Source organism: Acinetobacter sp. YH12205 (assembly GCF_013418125.1).
Lineage (GTDB): Bacteria > Pseudomonadota > Gammaproteobacteria > Pseudomonadales > Moraxellaceae > Acinetobacter > Acinetobacter towneri.
The window spans coordinates 235,413-253,405 of record NZ_VPCQ01000005.1 but is presented as its reverse complement, the minus strand read 5'-3'; the positions used below and the strand labels follow the sequence as shown (position 1 = coordinate 253,405).

The window sequence follows — 17,993 nt, the reverse complement described above, 5'->3', positions numbered from 1 at the left end:
TGTAAAACTGACCTCAAATCATTGATTGGAATATGGAGTAGCGCGTATGTCGAACATGCAACTGGATACCCTTAGACGCATTGTACAAGAAATCAATGCGTCCACCAGTTTGCATGAATCACTCGATATTATGGTCAATCAGGTCGCAGAAGCCATGCATGTGGATGTCTGCTCTATTTACCTGCTCGATGAACGCAATCAACGCTATTTGCTCATGGCATCAAAGGGTTTAAATCCTGAGGCTGTGGGGCATGTGTCTCTACATACCAGTGAAGGTTTGGTCGGTTTAGTCGGACAACGTGAAGAAATTGTCAACCTAGACGACGCACCTAAACACGAACGCTTCATGTATTTGGCCGAAACAGGCGAGGAAATTTATAATTCTTTCCTTGGCGTGCCTGTCATGTATCGCCGTAAAGTTATGGGCGTTCTTGTGGTGCAAAACAAGGACAAACAAGACTTTTCTGAAGCGGCAGAATCCTTTTTAGTGACACTTTGTGCTCAGCTTTCAGGTGTCATTGCGCATGCGCATGCCGTGGGCAACATTGATGTGTTCCGCAAACCCAACAACCTGCCTGCCTACAAAACCTTTCAGGGCGTATCAGGTTCGGGCGGGATTGCACTGGGTCGTGCGGTAATTCTGTATCCACCTGCAGATTTGGCGGCTGTACCTGATCGTGAAGCTGAAGACATTAGTGAAGAGTTAGAATTACTAGACAACGCACTAGATGCAGTGCGTCAAGAAATTCAGGCACTAGATGACAAAATGCAGGATGCCTTAATGGCAGAAGAACGCGCTTTATTCAGTGTGTTCCTACGCATGTTGGATGAAAATGCCCTGCCTGCAGAAATTAAAGAACTGATTCGTGAAGGTAACTGGGCACAAGGTGCAGTGCGTATTGTAATTGACAATCACATTGCCCTATTTTCGCAAATGGAAGATGACTATTTACGCGAACGTGTTTCTGACCTGAAAGATTTAGGGCGTCGTATTCTCGCCTCTTTACAAGAAGCCGATGCCAGTCACCGTGAACTGACCGATGAAAGTATTTTAATTGGCGAAGAAATTTCCACAGCAGCTTTGGTAGAACTACCTGTCGATAAAATTGCAGCGATTGTTACCACCGAAGGCGCAATGAATTCTCACATGGTCATTGTGGCACGTGCTTTGGGTATTCCAACCGTAGTTGGCGTAACTGAGTTGCCGATCAACAGCCTAGACGATGTGGAAATGATTGTAGATGCGCACCAAGGTCGGGTGTTTATCAACCCGCCACGTCGCATGCGGACACGCTATAAAGAAATTCAAAAAGAAGAAGAACAGATTGCCAAAGACCTCAAGCAATATGAAACCAAAGATGCCATTACCCCTGACGGCGTAGCGGTAAAATTGTATGTCAATACAGGCTTGATGATTGACGTGGTGCGTGGCGTACAACGCGGTGCTAAAGGTGTTGGTTTATATCGTTCTGAAATTCCATTTATGCTGCGTGATCGCTTCCCAGGTGAAGAAGAACAGCGTGCTATTTACCGCCAACAGCTCAGTCACTTTGCCAACAAACCTGTGGTGATGCGTACGCTAGATATTGGCGCAGACAAGGACTTGCCGTACTTTTCGATTGAAGAAGAAAACTCAGCCTTGGGTTGGCGCGGGATTCGCTTCACGCTAGATCATCCTGAAATTTTTTCTTCGCAAATTCGTGCCATGCTCAAAGCCAGTATTGGTTTGAATAATCTGCATATTTTGCTGCCAATGATCACCAGTGTCAGCGAGGTTGAAGAAGCCTTGTATTTGCTAGATCGTGACTTGCAAGCAGTGCAGGAAGAAGAACAGGTTAAAATCACCAAACCGAAAATTGGCATTATGGTAGAAGTACCGAGTGTGCTGCTGCAAATTGATGAATTTGCCCCGTTGGTGGATTTTTTCTCGGTAGGATCAAACGATTTAACCCAGTATTTATTGGCAGTGGATCGTAACAATCCGCGTGTGGCCAACGTCTATTCACACTTTCATCCTGCAGTACTGCGCGCCTTAACCCGCTTGGTGAAAGAATGTCATAAATATGACAAGCCTGTGAGCGTTTGTGGCGAAATGGCAGGAGATCCGCTGTCTGCGGTAATTCTGATGGCAATGGGCTTTAATACCCTGTCGATGAGTTCAAGTAATATCTTGCGGGTGCGTAAAGCAATTTGTCATGTACCGATGACCGATGCGCAACATTTATTAGATCAGGCGTTAAAAATGAATAATCCGCTGATGGTGAAAAGTCTGATGGAATATTATTTTAAAACCCATGGCTTGGGCGATATGGTGAAACTAGCGACACGTATCGTATCTCCATAAAACTTAGTTTAAGCCTCAAGCAACACACCATTCACTCCAAAAACAACAAGGGCGATAATCATCGGAATATCGCCCTTGTTTGTGTTTACTATAGCCTCGTTTGGCATTTTTCTTACGGTCTACAAAAACCTGACTTTTGTTGACCTCGTGCATGTGCTTGGCCACAAAGTTATGCTGAATAAGCTCAGGCTGTTTTTTCTTTGCCATTACGCTGTTCCTTTCGGTTGATCATGGAAATGAGCAGTGTCGCTACTCTTTTAGATGGAGATGTTGAGGGAAAATTCAAGCCAATTGCTTCTGCATAACGTGACTATTCTCTCACCAATGTTCCATATTAAATTGGGAAGCCGATCATACGCTTTTTTGTACATTTTACAAGCGATTTTCACTCAATAGTGCTAAGATAAAAAGAAGGGGAAATAAATTATTGCCGCCACTTTATCAGATTTTTCTGACGGTTATTTTTGAAGGCTATTTTAAAGAACACTCAGCGGCTTTACCCATACAATTATAGCATAAAATTCTAAAAAATTTTATTACTTTTCAAAGACTTATTAGTTATAAAATCCACTAGAAAAACTGCAATGATTGGCTAATATGAATATAGAAGATCAGTTTAACAAGACCATTAAAAACAGGAGTCAAATTCATGATTTATGAAGTTTCTGGAGATATTTTACTGAGCGAAGCACGTGCGATTGCTCACGGTGTTGCCCCTAACGATAACTTTGCAACAGGTTTGGCTTTAAGTCTGCGTGAGCACTGGCCTGCGCTATATAAAGACTTCCGCAACTATTGTCATATTTACCATCCTAAAGCGGGTGAGCAATGGACTTGGGTCAATGCCGAAGGTCAACGCATCGTCAACCTGATGACTCAGGAAGCGGCTTATGACAACGGTTCAAAACCAGGTAAAGCATCGACAGAATACGTCAACCGCACTTTGAAAAACTTAAAACAGTTGATTGAAGAAGAGAAAATTGAAAGCTTGGCGTTACCGCGTCTTGCAACAGGTGTAGGCGGTTTAGATTGGGAAGATGTACGTCCACTCATCTACAAACACTTAGAAGATTTGGATATTCCAATTTACATCTACACTCTATATCAAAAAGGTGTAAAAGCTGAAGAGCCTGCGAAATAAGTTTCGCTGAAGCAATCAGCTTTGCTACAAGCGAGCGTGATTGATCACGACTCGACTGCAATATACGGTTCAATTCACCCGTTTGGTTTTACCAAGCGGGTGAATTTTTTGTGCAGAATCAAGTAGCAAGGGATGCTATGCTGAAAATGCACGCTGCAAGATGGATGCAACATCGACCTGTTTAGGTTTAAGCATACCCACCACTTGCCCATGCAATGCACTATAACGCGACTGAATAAAACCTTCTGCCACAAAACTTGGCGCATAACGCAACAACAAAACCGCTTGTGCCAAAATCACCAAACGGCTCACCAAAGCACGTGCCATAAATTGTAAATCGTTGCTGTTCGTGGTCTGCAATAACTGCTGCAAACCATCTAATTCACTGCCCAAAATAGGATGAGTAACGGCAGTGCGAGCAAAATCCTGCAATAACACCTGAATCAGCTCAGGTTCTCGCTGCATAGCGCGTAGTACATCCAGACACATGACATTGCCTGAACCTTCCCAAATGGTATTTACAGGTGCTTCTTTGAAAATACGTGCCATGATGCTGTTATCGACATAACCATTGCCACCAAAAACTTCCATCATCTCACCTGTAAGTTCCACCGCGCGTTTGCAAATCCAGAACTTTGCAGCAGGGGTCATTAAACGCTTCCATGCCAAAGACACAGCATCATCGCTTTCATAACAATGTGCCAAATGAAAACTGAGCTGTACCGCAGCTTCAGTTTCCAAAGCCAAATCTGCCAAGACTGCCTGCATTAATGGCTGATTCGCCAAAGTCTGTCCAAATGCTTGACGTTGTCGAGTATAGGCAAGGCATTGCACCAAGGCTTGACGCAGCATGGCACTACTGCCCACAGCACAGGTTAAACGAGTGTAGTTCGCCATTTCAATAATGGTGGGAATACCGCGCCCTGCTTCGCCAATCATGATGCCCCACGCCTGCTGAAATTCGACTTCAGAACTGGAGTTACTCCGATTTCCCACTTTGTCTTTTAAACGCTGTACCTGAATATTATTTTTTCTGCCATCTTCTAACCAACGCGGTACAAAGAAACAAGCCAAACCATCTTGTTCGGTATTGGCGACCACCAAATGTGCATCACACATTGGTGCAGAGAAAAACCATTTATGACCTGTGAGCAAATAGGCTTGCCCACGCCCTGTTGCTGCGACTGGAATGGCAAGCGTTTGGTTGGCACGTACATCTGAACCACCCTGCTTTTCGGTCATGCCCATGCCCAACCAAATAGATTTCTTTTGTGAAATCGGCACATCACGCGGGTCATATTCATGCGATAACAGTTTTTCGCCCATGCTTGCCCATAATTCAGGTTCACGCTGAATGAGCGGAATACTGCCTAAAGTCATGGAATTTGGACATAAATTGCCACACTCAACCTGTCCCGCCAAATAAAAGCGACTGGCCCAATCGACCCATTTTGCCGTAGATTGCGGTTGTTTAAATGGATGTGCATGCGTGTCAAACTTGCGATTCAGCGCCATCCAGTGATGCCATGCGGGATGAAACTCCACTACATCTTTACGGCGTCCACGTGCATCGAAGGCATGTAAAATAGGCGTATGCCGATTGGCTAAATCGGCATAGTGATAATATTCTGCCGATGCTGCAATATGTCCCAATTCGCTCAGTCGAGTCTGATCTTGACTGCCATAACGGGTTAAAATTTCTTGTAAAACCGTATCGGTTTCAAATAAGTTATAGTCTTGTAATTCATCAAACTGATTTTGAATTTGATGGGTCATCCATGTCTGCATTGTGTCACTCCTAGACAAACGCGATGCTATCATTGCATTTAGTATAGAGAAAAATATGTGCTCAGGTGTTCGGCTTTATTTATGAAAAATTCTGAGGTTCAAGTGCGCCGTAAGCCGCGCCAATCGCGGGCTAAACTGACTCAAGAGGCTTTACAGGAAAGTTTTGTTCGGCTTTTGCATGAACGCTCGGCAGCTGAAATTACCATTCGTGAAATTACTAATTTGGCAGGTGTCGGTTTAGGCACTTTTTATGAATACTTTGCCAAGAAAGAAGATTTACTGGCATTGACGATTCACCTGCAAGTCAAACAGCATGCAGAACACTTAAAAAGTTATGCCCAACAGCAACTTGAGTTATCCACAGTTGTTGAAATAAACCGCTATATTGCAACCATCATTCAGTTTCAGCTTCAGCAAATTCAGGCACAACAATGGCTTTGGGCGCAGACTTTTTTACTGGAACGGCAGGTATCACACATTGAAACTTACCAAAAAAGTTACAGCATGATGCTACAGATGTGGCAACAGATTTTCGCACCTGTCATACACAATGCCGAACAACAACTGCGCCTTGCTTTGAATCTGCATCGCATCAGTTATGGTTTTATTTCGCAAAGTTTATTAATCAATCCACATTATCAAGATTGGGATGCCTTGCACACCGATATTTCATTGGCGATTCAACCGTTTTTAGTCTCTGTTTCAGATATTTAATGCTGCAAAAACTATTAGGGTCTGTTGACACTTCGTCTATGTTTGCGACGACGCATATTTTTTTAGCTGATATAAGGCATGAGATAGGGAATTTAGTCATTCTAAGTGACTGACACATAACGTAATAGCAGCAAAAAATATGCTTGTCCTGAAAGGCTGTGACTAAAACTTTCTCAGATTGCGTTATGAAACTTGGCAATAGTCTCGCTATTCCCTGCGTTTCATGCCTGATCTGCTCAGTTTTAGCCTACAGCGCAAGCCATTTATGAAATGTCAACAGACCCTGATTTCCACACAAACAATAATCGAATACACCAATCATAAACAATAAATTTATCTATTTGTAAAATTATAAAAATCGTTTTACATTAAAATGGTGAGATTTGAAAAGCTTTCATCTACAAAGCCCGATCTGCATGGTATTGTGGTGTTGTAGTTGATTTTTTAAACAAACAAAACGGTTCATGGCCGCTTGTTTTAGAAGCTAAATTTCTAATACAGCCCACCACATGATGATCACAATAATGGAGAACAATGATGAGCCAAGAGATAAAAAAATGCCCTGTAACGCATTTAACCACCGATGCAGGCGCACCTGTTGTAGATAACCAAAATAGTATGACTGCGGGCGCACGTGGCCCACTCCTTACTCAAGATTTATGGCTCAATGAAAAGTTGGCAAACTTTGTACGTGAAGTAATTCCTGAGCGTCGTATGCATGCCAAAGGTTCAGGTGCGTTTGGTACGTTTACGGTCACGCACGACATCAGCCAATATACCCGTGCCAAAATTTTCTCTGAAGTTGGCAAAAAAACTGAAATGTTTGCTCGTTTCTCTACCGTTGCAGGTGAGCGTGGCGCTGCCGATGCAGAACGTGACATTCGTGGTTTTGCTTTAAAATTCTATACTGAAGAAGGCAACTGGGATTTAGTCGGTAACAACACACCAGTGTTCTTTTTCCGCGACCCACGTCAATTCCCTGACCTGAATAAAGCGGTAAAGCGTGACCCACGCACCAACCTGCGTAATGCGACCAATAACTGGGATTTCTGGACTTTGCTGCCAGAAGCACTGCACCAAGTCACCATTGTGATGTCGGATCGTGGTATTCCTGTGGGTTATCGTCACATGCATGGTTTTGGTAGCCACACCTATAGTTTTATTAATGCCAATAATGAGCGTTTCTGGGTGAAATTCCACTTCCGCACTCAACAAGGCATTCAAAACCTGACCGATGCAGAAGCAGCAGAATTGATTGGTCGTGACCGTGAAAGCAGCCAGACTGACCTTTACAATGCCATTGAACGCGGTGATTTCCCGAAATGGACGCTGTTCGTGCAAATCATGCCTGAACTGGATGCAGAAAAAGTCCCATATCACCCATTTGACCTCACCAAAGTTTGGCCGAAAGGTGATTATCCACTGATTGAAGTGGGTGAATTTGAACTGAACCGTAACCCTGAAAACTACTTCCAAGATGTTGAACAGGCTGCCTTTGCACCAAGCAACCTTGTACCAGGAATTAGCTACTCGCCAGATCGCATGTTACAAGCGCGTTTGGTCAACTATGCCGATGCTGCACGTTACCGTGTTGGTGTGAACCATTCACAAATTCCAGTGAATGCTGCACGCTGCCCTGTGCACTCAAACCGTCGTGATGGTCAGGGTCGTATGGATGGCAACTATGGCAGCTTGCCACACTATGAGCCAAACAGCTTCCATCAATGGCAAGAGCAACCACAATACCGCGAACCACCGCTAAAAATTCGTGGCGATGCAGATTTCTGGGATTATCGTGAAGATGATAGCAACTATTTTAGCCAGCCGCGTGCCTTGTTCAATTTAATGAACCCTGAGCAAAAACAAGCACTGTTTGATAACACGGCACGTGCTATGGGTGATGCTTTAGACTTTATTAAGTATCGTCATATTCGTAACTGTTATGCATGTGACCCTGCTTATGGCGAAGGCGTTGCAGCAGCTTTAGGCATGACCGTTGCCGATGCGCAAGCAGCACGTGCCAGTGACCCTGCACTTGGTCAGCCTGGCGTACTGTAATCTTTGTAGTTAAAGATCAAGTCAGTCTAAACAGCAAGACTTTAAACACCAAAACAAAGCCCCTATTTCGATAGGGGCTTTGTGTTCTATATCTATCATTGCCACTTTTCAGTAGCGTGAAAAGTAGCGTGTCACTTTTATTTAAGGTCAAGTTTTTAAAAGATTAAACAATTAATTTCTTACCCTCACGAATACAATAAAACGGATTCATCAGTTTAGAAGAACGCTTCATGGCTTGATGCAAATCTGCCTCAGGCTGATCACGTCCTTCATCAGTCAATTCAAAGGTTCGATAGTGAATTGCCAAAGAACATTTGGAATGCAAATCTTTATGCGCCTGAAAGGCATCTTCAGGGTTCATGTGCATATAACGCATCAGATTACGTGGCTCATAAGAACCAATAGGCAAAAGTGCCACACGTGGTGCGCCAATACGGGTTTGTATTTCCTTAAAATGTGGAGAATAGCCTGTATCCCCCGCAAAGAAACAATGGTCTTGCCCATGCAAAATGGAAAAACCTCCCCACAACGCCATGTTCTGATCACGTGCACCACGCCCCGAACCATGTTGTGCAGGGGTGTACACAATTTTAAGCTCTTTAAACAAAGCCGACTGCCACCAATCCATTTCAATCACATGCAAGTCTGGCGGTAAATACCAGCTATTGCCCAAACCTGTATAAATAGGCATGGCAAATTGATGGTTCAACCATTTTAAGGTGGCTAAATCCATGTGGTCATAGTGGTTGTGGCTAAGCAGCACGGCATGAATGGTGGGTAAATCTTCCAATGCAATGCCCGCAGGACAGGCACGTTTAGGCCCTCTGCCCTGTTTCGGGCTCACATGCTCAGCCCAGACTGGATCAGTCAATATGTTATAGGGGCCAATTTGAATCAATACAGTGGCATGCCCTACAAACCAGACTTGCCAATCATCCAAACTGGCCTGTGGGCGTAATTGTGGAACCGCACGCGGCGTTGCAAAGAACTGTTGTGCCTCTTGTTGGGCATTGACCTTCCAGCTGTTCGATTTACGTTTTAGCAACCATTTCAGCAAATCGGTTTGGCTGCGCCCCTCAGGACACGCCACAGGATTAAAAAACTGCGTGCCATCATAATGATTTGAAGGCAAAAACTGTAGCTTGGGTTTACGCCAAGTATGTGACCAACAGGCTTCCGTTGGCAGTTGAAAATGCTTTTGTTCCACGTTGTTCATGTAAGCCCAATAATATATAGCGCATCGGCCATGATGCTTTTAATCCTGATCTGTTCAGAAATAAACACAGCTTTGGTTCATGTGTTGACTCTATCACGCATAGTAGCGAAATCAAGCAGGCAATTTCCTTTATGTTTTTGTTGTTTTGAGAAAAAAGTCGTATCGACAGCGGGTTAATGATCGGAAATTTACACCTCAGATAAACGAGGCTTTAGAAAAACCTAAACACGGGTATAGCAATGCGGGCTTAGCGTTTAGCAAAATATTGTTCGCGCCATTCTTTCCAGAAATACATCACAATCCCGAACATCACCACGGCAATGCCAATAAACGCATTCATGCTGATGTGTTCATTATTTAAGGTCGCACCTAAAATTAACGCGATGATGGGAGTCATCACATTACTTAAAGATACGGTTGAGGCATTTAAACGACGAATCAGCCAGAAATAACACAGCATGGCGACAATAGACGACATGATCATGGTAAATACAAAACCAATCATGGCTTGGCTGCTTGGCATTTGAGTCGGGAAATGCGACCAAATAAAGGGAATTAATAACAATGACCCTGCCGATGATACCAATAAAGAACCTGTGGCTTGTGACATCGGCTTTAAAGGAGCATTGATTTGTTTGACCCAAAAAATTGAGCTGATATAGGACAACATGCTGATAAACATCAACACCACGCCCCATGGATTCACTTTGCTGTCGGCAGAGTCTGCAAAGACAAAGCTGAGTCCTGCAATCGCAATTGCCATCCCTGTCCACTGTAAGGCAATCAATTTTTGCGTGCGTAAAATCACATGACCAATCAAGCCTGCGATTAAAGGAGAAAAGCCAAAAATCAGCGCCATTAAGCCTGAAGTTAAATAATTGGCAGCCAAGTAAATAAATAGCTGTGCACCAATTAAATTCAGACTACCCGCCAAATAGCTTTTCACTGAGGTGTGATCAAAAGGCAGTGGATCGCGCATCAGTTTGAGCAAGCATAGCGCAATCACGGAAGCCCCAATGTAGCGGATAATCAAGACCCACATAGGGTGAATTTCCTGCACACTCCAGACAATCGCCAATGGCGTGGTCGCCCAGATGAGTACCAATAAGGCATAAATACTGGCAGTTACCACAACAGGAGATGTATTCGCATTCATCGTTTGCTCAACATAAAATGGACACTTTTCTTCGGCAGATAAAAAACAGACCTAAGTTGCCTCAGGTCTGTTTGATATCAGTTCAAGCTTACTTCACCAATTTACGAAGGTCTTGGCTCACATCTAAATATTTGTCTGCTTCAAAAGCAGCTTGTTTAGCAATCAGCTTTTTCAAGTGACGCATATCTTTGGCTGAGTTGACGGTAATTCCGCCCACAATCACGCCATCGGTCACACCAAACAATACGAATGAAGACTCACTGCGTTTGGAAGCATCCATCTCACCACGCACATGCCATTCTGCTGCTGACATATCTCCTACAAATTGGTAGTTAATGTCGAGTTGATCAGTCCAGAACCAAGCGGGATTGGCTACAGGATGTTCCACGCCCATCACATGACGCGCGAAGATACCTGCTTGCAGGTTGGCATTTTCCCAAGTTTCTACACGACGATGATTGCCACATTCACGCAGTTGTGATGCGACATCGCCCGCAGCATAAATGTCTGGGTTTGAGGTTTGACAGTTTTCATTCACATGCACGGCAAAGTCTGCATCTAAGCCTGCTTCAACTGCCAGTTGTGCGTTTGGAATAATCCCAATACCGTAAATCACCGCATCGGCACGTAGTTCTTCGCCACCTTCTAGGGTCACGACAATTTCTTCACCATCTAGCTTGCAATCTGCAATTTGCGTAGACAGACGTACATCAACTCCTGCCAATAACTGCTGTTGCAGTAAAAACTCACTCAAGATGAGTGGTGATGAACGTCCCATCACCATTGGTCCCATTTCAATGACAGTTACCTGACAGTCTTTAAAACGTGCTGAAGATGCCAACTCTAAACCAATCACACCACCACCAATTAAGATGATGCGACGACCCGCTTGCAATACAGGGACTAAGGCTTGCGAGTCTTCAAGATTACGCAACGTGTAAACGTGTTTACCTAAGGCATCAAAATTTGGCAAGCGACGTGCAGCACCGCCTGTGGCAAGTAACAACTTTTCGTAGGCAATAACCTCACCATTTTGCAATTCAACCGTATGTGCTTCGGCATTGATTTTGCTCACGCCATTGCCACGAATAGTGGTCACACCTAGTTCTGCCAATTTTTCTTCCGACAGAATCTCGATTTTGGTTTCTTCAGGACGCAAAATCACATCTTTAGACAACGGTGGACGCTCATAAGGCAAATGTATTTCATCGCCAATTAAGATGATGTTGCCTGCATATTGATTGCCGCGCAGCTCAAGAATGGCGCTCGCCCCTGCCTGACCTGCACCCACAATCACAATTGTTTCTACACTCATGGGCTTAACCTTTTAACTCGGCAGATACGATGCCAAAGCCCGCAATCCACTCACTAATATCTTCATAGCAATGCGTGGTCATTTCATACGCACCCAGTTCATCTAACGCAGCAAAAGCAGCCATCCACGAACGGACTTCCTGACCACCACGACCACCATCTCGACGAATTTCAGCTTCGGTCATGGCTTCCATAGCCACAAAGTCTGCCTGTTTGAATTTTTCAAGCAAGGCAATATCCCACTCAGGGCTGAGCGGCACAGCCACAGAGGTATCACCTGCTGCAAGTTTTTGACCGACTGCAATCACTTTAGCCTGACGTGCATGACGTGCTTCAGGACTCGGATTACGACCTGCAATTAAAAATTCTTCAACTTCAGGCGGTACTGAACCCATTTGCGGTGTTGGTGGATCGTGCGACAAACCACCTGTACCTAAAACAAGAACACGTTCATTTTCAAGATTCAACGACTTGATAAATTGACCCACAGCACGCCCCAAAGCAATGGTACGCTTGGTGGTTGGCATCGGCGCTGCAGCGCCATTAATAAACACGGGAATGGTTGGATAACGATCTAGCTGCCCTTCACACAAAAAGTGTAATGGCTGAGTCACCCCATGGTCGGCCTGCATACGATACGAATATGCAACATCTACACCTTCATCCAACACACGGCGCACCATCGCCAAGGCTTTGTCTTCAGGCACATCAATACGGTTGTTGTCTTTGCCGTAGTCCCAGTCACCCGCAGCCGTAGCACGAATACCGACACAGAAACTTGGCATCAAATCGTAAAAGAAACCGTTGAAATGGTCTGGACCAAAGGTAATGATCAGGGTTGGATCGTATGCTTTGACTTCGGCAGAAAGTTGCTCAAAGGCAGCACGAACTTTTTGTTCTTTAGATTGATCTTGCGGTGTTGCAAATTCCATTAAAGGACTGTGCGATGCACAAATGAGTTTAACGGCCATGAAAGACTCCTAAATAAGGAAGGCAGCCCAGAGAAAGGCTGCCGATTCGTCTATTGAATTTAGACTCAATTTTATTCGTCAAAAAAACCTGCACGTGGTTGACGCAAACCACGAATACCCAAACCACATTCTGCATTGATCAGAACGCCAGTCAGCGCACGGTTATTTTGACGCGATGCCAAGAGCACATACGAACCAGTCATGTCTTCTGGCTCAGGCAAGAAATTCAGCGGCATACCGCGTGCAATTTTTTCAGGATCACGTGCATCGAGTAAGCCTAGGTTTTCCTGACCTAAAGATGCTGCGCCCTTAATATTGACATTCATCGCTGAAGGCGCAACAGCATTGACACGTACTTTAGGTGCCAATTCATAAGCCAACTCTTTCATGATGCCAACACCTGCATGTTTAGATGCAGTGTAAACAGGACCACCGCCTGAAGAATACAGCGCAGAATTGGATAAGGTTAAGATGATAGAACCTTCAGATTTCACCAACTCATCCAGTGCTGCTTTTGCCCCCAAGATTAACGCCTTGGTATTGATGCCCATGATTTCATCAAAGGCTTTTTCAAGCTGCTCACCAGAAGTATTGACGATATCTGCGTAGTGATCCCAAATCCCTGCATTGCCAATAAAGCAATCCAGCTTTCCAAAACGCTCCACAGTGGCCTGCACAGCACGGACATTGTCTGCATAGTTGGCAACATCACCAGCGACTGCCACGATTTGATCACCAAAACGTTCTTTTAAGGCATCGACTTTAGATTGTGAGCGCTGTAACACGCCCACATGCGCACCTTCTTCAAGAAAGCGCTCGACCAAAGCCCAACCTAAACCAGAACCGCCACCTGTAATCAGTGCCACTTCGCCTTTTAGCCAACCCATGCTTACTCTCCTGCCATTTCTACATATAACGCGCCGTCTTCAACCACCACAGGGAAAGTTTGAATCGGGTCGGTGGCTGGCAAGCATAATGCTTGACCAGTCTTTAAACAGAAACGTGCAGAATGCAGTGGGCATTCAACTGTGCCATCATCTTCAAGATAACCTTCAGACATTGAGGCATTGCCGTGTGAACAACGGTCATTCATGGCAAAGAACTCACCACCGTTGTTGAATACTGCCAGTGCTTCAATACCGTTCACACCGCAATCCACTTTTAACGCTTCGCCTTCGTCTAATTCGTCAACTTGGCAAACAAAGATTTTATTCATTAGAAGAATACACTCAGGTTGTGTGAGTTATAGGTTACTTGGTCAAGTACAATCTTACGGTTGAAGATCTGGAAGCCTAAGCCACCTTCAACACGACGGATTTTGTCATGGCGCTTACCACAGTAAATAGTCACGTCTTTCTCTTTTTGAGTACGGTACAACAAGTAAGTTACGTGTACGTCGTATTCACCTTCGACCTCTGTCGCTTCAACAATCACGTTGCTGACCATATGCGTGGTACGTGACGGAGGTTCTTCAGCCCATGCCATACCTGTTTCCAGACGTGCAACACGGCGCTCAAGCAAGTGTTTGTTGTCGTTGAACACCCAAGTTGTAGGTGGTTCAACTGAACGACGACGGTCACGGGTTTGCGCATTTGGTGTGGTACGCAAGGTATAAGAAATGTCTTCTGCCATGAGGTCTAACCACTCACGGAATTTCCAGTCGTCCAGCAATTTTGCTTCGCGATACAAGAATTGGCTCACTTCATGTTGAAGTTCTAAACTGATTTGACTCATTTCATTAGCTCCTTCTCGTATTCGTCAGCTGCTTTTTCAACGTCTTCCCATTTTTCATGGATCAGCAAGTCTGCCCAACGGCGGTACATACCACGTGCTGCAGTTTCAGAGAAAATGTAGTTGGTGATTCCTGGAATACCATCTTCACGTACTTTTTCGTTGCCTTTACCCATTTCGACAATGAGCTTGTTTTGACGTGCTTTATAGCCGCGCAATACTTTTTGAATTTCAATCCAGTTTTCAGAGTCATCTTGCTCTAAGAAACCTGCAGGACCGAAAGCACGTGTTGCAGAACGCTCAAATGCTTCTTTCACGTCTTGAGGTGCTTCAGCATCGGCAATACAGAATGCCCATACTTCAGTTTTATTTGGACCACGTGGATGCCATACGCGCAGTGTTGCAGTACCGTTCAACCAAGACAGTGTTGGGAACATGGTGTTGTGACCTGCAAGACGTAAAGCACGTACTTCGCCTAAACGCTCTTTCACTTCTTCGTAAGTTTCGCGGAAGTAATTGGCAACTTCACCATCAACCCATACGTTTGCATCTGGTTTTTCTGTAAAGAAGAAACCTGAACCGTGACCACGTGAACCATACTGAATTGCATCTTTGGCAGTTTCCCAAACAGGACGAGCTGTTTGCGCTGCACCTAATTGTTTGCTGCTGTCATCATCTGGTTTTGCACCAAGTACCTGAATGGCAGAGGCGTGTGAGAACAAAGCGTGATATTGGTCAGAAGCAAACTGTTCTGCAGCAAATTTCCAGTTACAGTCAATTTCCCACTTGTGTACGCCACCAATAATTTCAGTACCACCCGGACGACGGTCAATCACGCCATCTAAGTACCAAGCGATGTCGCCCATATATTCTTCTAGGTCTGGAGTGGTTTCATCCCAGCAACCAAAGATCAAGCCTTTGTAAGACTTCACGCGGTTCACTTCCACCAAGCCCCATTGCTCTTTACAAGCACCTTGTGGATACGCACGTTCTTCTAAAGGAATATCTTTGAGTGAACCATCAATACCGTAAGACCAACCGTGATATGGGCAAGTAAATGCACGGGTATTACCACAGTCTGCAAAGCTCACACGCATAGAACGGTGACGGCACTGGTTTAAAAATGCTTTGATTGAACCGTCTTTTTGACGTGCCACAATAATTGGATCTTCACCCATGTAGGTGTTGAAGAAGTCGCCAGCTTTAGGAATTTGGCTTTCATGACACAGGAACAACCACGTACGGCCGAACACACGTTCAAGTTCTAATTCGTAGATATCTGGATCTGTATAAATAGATGGAGTGATACGTCCATTTTGTGCATCGACCAAAGCGTCGATTTCGCGCACATCAATTTTTCCACTCATGAAAAGCTCTCCTGTGACCAACAACGGCACAAAGTAAATAGACTCAACTTTTGATGGATAATGGTTTTTTAGGGACGTTTAGTGAAATATTTTTTTTGTTTCAATTAATAGTTTTTATAGATTAATCCAACATTATATTTTGCATTTAAATCGTTGCATAATGATGAAACCCTATTTACTTCGTGAATGACAAAATAATTCTCACCGAATAGTTGTTTATAGATCATTCTTTTATTAATCTATAATTAGACATATTTTGAATTAATCTTTGGAATGGTTGTATGGAATTACGTCACCTTCGCTACTTCATTACCGTTGCTGAAGAACTCAACTTCAGTAAAGCCGCACTTAAACTTTATACGGCTCAACCTTCGCTGAGTCAGCAAATTAAAGATTTAGAAGAAGATGTCGGCGTTAAGCTACTCAACCGTACCAAACGTAAAGTCGAGCTAACCGAAGAAGGTGCTGTATTTTTAGAACAGGCGCGTCTGACTTTGGCGCAAGCCGACAAAGCGGTTGCCATGGCACGTCAGGTGTCACAAGCCAAACAGAAAATGCTGCGTATTGGCTTTGTTCCTGTGGCAGAAATGAAAATTTTCCCTTTTGTACTGCCTAATTTACGGGTACAAAACCCAGAATTAAAAATTGAATTGCTAAGTTTGAACAACACTGAGCAAATGAAAATGATTAAAAAAGGTGAACTCGATATCACCTTTACCCGCCACAATATCAACAGTGATGAAATTGAGAGCCAGTTTGTACTGCGTGAACCGTTAATTTTTATTTTGCCCAAAGATCATCCGTTAGCAAAATACGAACGCATTCCTGTCAAAGCATTGAATGGTATTGATTTTATTATTCCTTCGGCAGAAGCTTCGTATAATCTGCATCACCTGATTGTCGATTTTGCCAAACAGCACAACATTGAACTAAACATTGTGCAAAAAGCTGACAACATTTTATTTAATATCAACTCGATTGGTATGGGCTTGGGTTGCACCATTTTACCGGGCTATGTTGCTCCGCTAACCATGGAAAATACCGTCATCCGTCCACTTGATGTAGAACTTCCACATTTAGATTTATACGTCAGCTATGGCAAAAACAGCCATTCCGCTGCGGTACAGAAATTTATGGAACTGCTCACACGTGTGTTCTATTTGGACATCAACCGCGAACAATAATTCTAAAACCACTCGCGTTTTTCAACCTTTCAAAAGTGCTTGCTGCTTGATGTAGTAAGCACTTTTTTGTGCATCCTAAATGCTAAAACAAAGCTTTAGACTTAAGTCTAAACTTATTTTTTTAATCTTTTTCTGAACTACTGCTCATTCTTACACTCAAACATTCGCATTTTTGCAGTCTGCTTTTTCCTCGCTTCGCTACCACATTTCCTGCAAATTACAACTTAAGTCTAATAAGTTAAAATAGGCACCCCATCGCTATTTTCTAAAATTAAGCCGATGATAACAGGCAGTAACACCTTTAGATTGCACATCCAGAAAGGATCAAGAATGATAAAAACACCCTTCAGCAGAATGAAAACAGGGATTCAATATCGTCCTTATTTTTTTATCAGTTTTGTGATTACCATTGTGCTGTATGTTATTTTTCAGACCCTCACTGCATGGTCATGGTCAAGCTGTTTATTGATTAGCTGGAATATCGCGATTTCCTGCTATTTGGTTTTAACCATGCGCAGTTTGTGGCACAGCGATCATGCACATATTTTACAACGTGCCCAACAACAAGATGCCAGCAAATGGCTGATTTTATTCTTGGTATTTCTAACCTTAGTGATGTGCTTTATTGCGATCATTGTCGAGGTGAATTTATTTGCACAAAGTGAGTTTGTGCGCATGGGACATTTTATTTTATCCATTACCACTATTTTATGTGCTTGGTTTTTTATGCACACCATTTTTGCGATTCACTATGCGCATGACTATTATTTGGCACTGCAACAGCAGCAAGAAGGTGGTTTGGATTTTCCCAAGACGTCGCATCCAACCTATCCTGACTTTTTATATTTCAGCTATGTGATTGGTACATCTGCACAAACCGCCGATGTCTCGATTAGCTCACAACCCATGCGGGTACTGAACACGCTACATATTATTTTGGCTTATAGCTTTAATACCACTATTTTGGCAATTTGCATTAACTTGGTCGCGAGCTTTATTCAGCACTAAA

General features: G+C 43.8%; 16 protein-coding genes. 6 read left to right on the top strand and 10 right to left on the bottom strand.

Annotated features, from left to right (window positions below; translation table 11 throughout):
* Positions 1-46 precede the first annotated feature (46 nt).
* Positions 47-2,344: a phosphoenolpyruvate--protein phosphotransferase gene (gene ptsP, locus FTU92_RS08980; RefSeq protein WP_167845752.1), complete on the top strand. Its 2,298-nt coding sequence runs from the start codon at positions 47-49 to the stop codon at positions 2,342-2,344.
* 15 nt (positions 2,345-2,359) lie between these two features.
* On the opposite strand, the gene FTU92_RS08975 is transcribed toward ptsP, so the two are convergent.
* Positions 2,360-2,551, bottom strand: coding sequence for a hypothetical protein (locus tag FTU92_RS08975; protein WP_004976081.1), 192 nt, complete (start codon positions 2,549-2,551; stop codon positions 2,360-2,362).
* A gap of 442 nt (positions 2,552-2,993) precedes the next feature.
* Between FTU92_RS08975 and FTU92_RS08970 the strand changes: the two genes are divergently transcribed.
* Positions 2,994-3,485 carry a macro domain-containing protein gene (locus tag FTU92_RS08970; protein ID WP_004976080.1) on the top strand — a complete coding sequence of 164 codons (492 nt, stop codon included), beginning with the start codon at positions 2,994-2,996 and terminating at the stop codon, positions 3,483-3,485.
* Between the two features lie 135 nt (positions 3,486-3,620).
* Here FTU92_RS08970 and FTU92_RS08965 read toward each other — a convergent pair whose 3' ends face one another.
* The gene (locus FTU92_RS08965) at positions 3,621-5,273 is read right to left on the bottom strand and encodes an acyl-CoA dehydrogenase family protein (protein WP_131261059.1); all 1,653 of its coding nucleotides are present in this window, start codon (positions 5,271-5,273) and stop codon (positions 3,621-3,623) included.
* Positions 5,274-5,354: 81 nt separating this feature from the next.
* On the opposite strand from FTU92_RS08965, the gene FTU92_RS08960 reads away from it, so the two are divergent.
* Both FTU92_RS08960 and FTU92_RS08955 read left to right on the top strand, forming a co-directional pair.
* A complete protein-coding gene (locus FTU92_RS08960) occupies positions 5,355-5,987 on the top strand; it encodes a TetR/AcrR family transcriptional regulator (protein ID WP_180051342.1) in 633 nt (210 codons plus the stop codon).
* Positions 5,988-6,524: 537 nt separating this feature from the next.
* Positions 6,525-8,045, top strand: coding sequence for a catalase (locus FTU92_RS08955; RefSeq protein ID WP_096902685.1), 1,521 nt, complete (start codon positions 6,525-6,527; stop codon positions 8,043-8,045).
* 163 nt (positions 8,046-8,208) lie between these two features.
* On the opposite strand, the gene FTU92_RS08950 is transcribed toward FTU92_RS08955, so the two are convergent.
* From FTU92_RS08950 to hcaE, 8 genes are all read right to left on the bottom strand, one after another.
* Complete coding sequence (locus tag FTU92_RS08950; protein ID WP_180096114.1) at positions 8,209-9,261, bottom strand: MBL fold metallo-hydrolase; 1,053 nt, start codon at positions 9,259-9,261, stop codon at positions 8,209-8,211.
* A gap of 247 nt (positions 9,262-9,508) precedes the next feature.
* Positions 9,509-10,417, bottom strand: a complete 909-nt coding sequence (locus tag FTU92_RS08945; protein ID WP_004976074.1) for a DMT family transporter — start codon at positions 10,415-10,417, stop codon at positions 9,509-9,511.
* 88 nt (positions 10,418-10,505) lie between these two features.
* The gene (gene hcaD / locus FTU92_RS08940) at positions 10,506-11,732 is read right to left on the bottom strand and encodes a 3-phenylpropionate/cinnamic acid dioxygenase ferredoxin--NAD(+) reductase subunit (protein WP_180096112.1); all 1,227 of its coding nucleotides are present in this window, start codon (positions 11,730-11,732) and stop codon (positions 10,506-10,508) included.
* A 4-nt stretch (positions 11,733-11,736) separates the two neighbouring features.
* Positions 11,737-12,702: a 3-carboxyethylcatechol 2,3-dioxygenase gene (locus FTU92_RS08935; RefSeq protein ID WP_167845747.1), complete on the bottom strand. Its 966-nt coding sequence runs from the start codon at positions 12,700-12,702 to the stop codon at positions 11,737-11,739.
* Between the two features lie 71 nt (positions 12,703-12,773).
* Complete coding sequence (hcaB, locus tag FTU92_RS08930; protein WP_004976058.1) at positions 12,774-13,589, bottom strand: 3-phenylpropionate-dihydrodiol/cinnamic acid-dihydrodiol dehydrogenase; 816 nt, start codon at positions 13,587-13,589, stop codon at positions 12,774-12,776.
* Positions 13,590-13,591: 2 nt separating this feature from the next.
* The gene (gene hcaC / locus FTU92_RS08925; RefSeq protein WP_004976057.1) at positions 13,592-13,918 is read right to left on the bottom strand and encodes a 3-phenylpropionate/cinnamic acid dioxygenase ferredoxin subunit; all 327 of its coding nucleotides are present in this window, start codon (positions 13,916-13,918) and stop codon (positions 13,592-13,594) included.
* Positions 13,918-14,436 carry a 3-phenylpropionate/cinnamic acid dioxygenase subunit beta gene (gene hcaF, locus FTU92_RS08920; protein WP_104853007.1) on the bottom strand — a complete coding sequence of 173 codons (519 nt, stop codon included), beginning with the start codon at positions 14,434-14,436 and terminating at the stop codon, positions 13,918-13,920. The genes hcaC and hcaF overlap by 1 nt, the downstream gene beginning before the upstream one ends.
* The gene (gene hcaE, locus FTU92_RS08915; protein ID WP_004976053.1) at positions 14,433-15,800 is read right to left on the bottom strand and encodes a 3-phenylpropionate/cinnamic acid dioxygenase subunit alpha; all 1,368 of its coding nucleotides are present in this window, start codon (positions 15,798-15,800) and stop codon (positions 14,433-14,435) included. The genes hcaF and hcaE overlap by 4 nt, the downstream gene beginning before the upstream one ends.
* A gap of 281 nt (positions 15,801-16,081) precedes the next feature.
* Here hcaE and hcaR point away from each other — a divergent pair, with 281 nt between their 5' ends.
* Together hcaR and FTU92_RS08905 are read left to right on the top strand one after the other, a co-directional pair.
* The gene (gene hcaR, locus FTU92_RS08910; RefSeq protein WP_004976051.1) at positions 16,082-16,984 is read left to right on the top strand and encodes a DNA-binding transcriptional regulator HcaR; all 903 of its coding nucleotides are present in this window, start codon (positions 16,082-16,084) and stop codon (positions 16,982-16,984) included.
* A gap of 330 nt (positions 16,985-17,314) precedes the next feature.
* Positions 17,315-17,992: a DUF1345 domain-containing protein gene (locus tag FTU92_RS08905; protein WP_180096110.1), complete on the top strand. Its 678-nt coding sequence runs from the start codon at positions 17,315-17,317 to the stop codon at positions 17,990-17,992.
* Position 17,993: the final 1 nt, after the last annotated feature.